A 2,157-nucleotide genomic window follows, 5' to 3' on the forward strand; every position below is an offset into this window, starting at 1 on the left:
GATCCTGGGGTCGGGCGGGCGGCTCTTGATCGGCGTCGATCTGATCAAGGACAGGCACCGGCTGGAGGCCGCCTATAACGACGCCGACGGCATCACCGCCGCGTTCAACCTCAACCTGCTTACCCGCATCAACCGGGAGCTCGGCGCCGACTTCGACCTAGATGGCTTTCGTCACGAGGCCGTGTTTAACGCGGACTTGAGCAGGGTGGAGATGCACCTGATCAGCACCCGTCCGCAGCAGGTCACTCTGGCCGGCCAAACCTTCCACTTCAGCGAGGGCGAGAGCATCCACACGGAAAGCTCCCATAAGTTTCGCATCGACGGCTTTCACGCCCTGGCCGCTGAGGCCGGGTTTACAGCCGAGCAGGTCTGGACGGATCCAGACGGGCTGTTCAGCGTGCACTGTCTGGCCTGGAGGCTATAAAGACAAAAAGGGGTCAGAGCCCTTTATTAAAACGGCTCTGACCCCTTTTGGGATTTCTTATGGGTTATGGTGCGGTTGACTCCGCGGCGACCGAGGAAGCGGCCATCCGGTGCTGTGATCGGGCGGCAGGTGTGCTCGATCCAGCACGTGTGACCATCTTGGGTCCGGATTCGGAAGTGCAGCTTCTCCCAGTCGTGGTGCGAGCTTTCATGGACGGCGTCCATGTGCCTCTGCCAGCGGGGGAGGTCATCCGGATGCAGTATTCGCTCGAATAAACTGGCGTCGTTGCGGAAGGCCTCGGCGCTGTAGCCGGTCATACCCAGGCACGCGGGCGAGACATAGACGAAGCGCCGGTCCGGGGCCATCCAGTAGTCCCAGTCTGGGCTGAAATCGGCGAGTAGGCGGTATCGCTCTTCGCTCCGCTCCAGCGCGTCGTACGCGCGCGCCAAGGCGTCGCGCTGTCGAATGACCTCCGTCCGATCCGCCAACGCGCAGATGAACTGCTGCGGCATGTCATTGCCGCCAGGTAGGCGGGCGATATGGAGGTCTGCCTGGAAGCGGTTGCCGTCGGCGGCCTCGAGGCGCAGGGCGGACAGGCCCGCGCTCTCGGTCTGCTTGGCGCGCTCGAAGGCGCTGGCGACGGCGGTGCGATCGTCCGGATGCACCAGCCGCACCACGAAATATTGGTGCGAGCGGATGTTCCGCAGCGTGAGCAGCGACCGGGCCTCTGAGTTGGCCTCGACCACGAGGCCGTAGTCGTCCACCACAAGCGCCGCCATGGGGAGATTGGTGAAGAGCGCCCTGTAGCGGTCATAAGCCGCTTGGGCCTCTCGTTCGCTGGTACGCAGCTTCTCACTCTCGATTTCGAGCTCCGCCTGGTAGACGCGCAGATGTTCCACCAGGGCGGCGACGTCCAAGTCGCCGTCGGCGAGCACTTGCTCCAACAAGTCGGTGCGCCCGGCGCGCAGGGCGTCCAGCGCCCGGCGGTGCAGGCGGTCGCTGCTGTCGGGGGCGTCGTCTTCGCTGCGCGGTGTCTGTTCTGTCATAGCTGCCGTCCTGGGTCTCCGCGCGGCGCCGACGGCCGTCGTCCACCGGTCGATCGATCAGTGGCGCGCGCCGTCGGAGTACCAGCGGGTGATGTCCACATGGCTGACGACGATGCCGCCGCTGCCGTGGACGATCGGAGAGGCATGCATTGCGAACCAGCGCTCGCCGTCATCACCGTGGTAAGGGTAGATCATCGAGAATTCGTCGCTGATGCCCCGGATAAGTGCATCGAGTCCCTCGCGCAACTGCGCCTCGAGGGGCTCTTCGAAGCCCTTCTCCCCGGCCCAAGCGCCCGGATAGCGACCGCCGAGGCCGCCCGCGGCGTGGTGGCCTGCGGCGAACTCGCGCCAGGCGCGGTTGATCAACTTCACCTCGCCGTCGTCATCCAATAGCGCGACGTGCTCCGGCAGCGAGTCCAGCACCGCCTGCATACGCTCAGCATCGCGAAGCACGGTCACGTCGACGAATGTCGCAACCGCACCGCGCGCCTCGCGCTCCCGCACCGAGTAGGGCAAGACCCGCAACAAGTAAAGGCGGCCGTTGGCGGCACGAATCTCGCGCTGGGTCATCTCGCCCTCGGCGATAGTGCGCTTGAGCTCTTCGACGAATTCCGGATAGTCCAGGAGATTAGTGAAGTCTTCGATGGAGCGCCCGAGGTCGCCGTCGCGGATCTTGAACAGGCTGGT

3 protein-coding genes are annotated in these 2,157 nt (G+C 64.8%); 1 reads left to right on the forward strand and 2 read right to left on the reverse strand.

Going from position 1 to position 2,157, the window contains the following annotated elements; genetic code table 11:
- Nucleotides 1-424: L-histidine N(alpha)-methyltransferase (locus I6U14_RS12265; RefSeq protein WP_296899704.1), on the forward strand; the 424-nt coding region annotated here is incomplete at its 5' end.
- Nucleotides 425-450: 26 nt separating this feature from the next.
- On the opposite strand, the gene I6U14_RS12270 is transcribed toward I6U14_RS12265, so the two are convergent.
- Nucleotides 451-1,470: a PAS domain S-box protein gene (locus I6U14_RS12270; RefSeq protein WP_296899705.1), complete on the reverse strand. Its 1,020-nt coding sequence runs from the start codon at nt 1,468-1,470 to the stop codon at nt 451-453.
- A 57-nt stretch (nt 1,471-1,527) separates the two neighbouring features.
- Nucleotides 1,528-2,157, reverse strand: a 630-nt coding sequence (locus I6U14_RS12275; RefSeq protein WP_296899706.1) for a PAS domain-containing protein, incomplete at its 5' end; no start/stop codon positions are given.

Origin of the sequence: Thiohalocapsa sp. (assembly GCF_019695415.1) — a bacterium.
In the GTDB taxonomy this organism is placed as follows: domain Bacteria; phylum Pseudomonadota; class Gammaproteobacteria; order Chromatiales; family Chromatiaceae; genus Thiohalocapsa.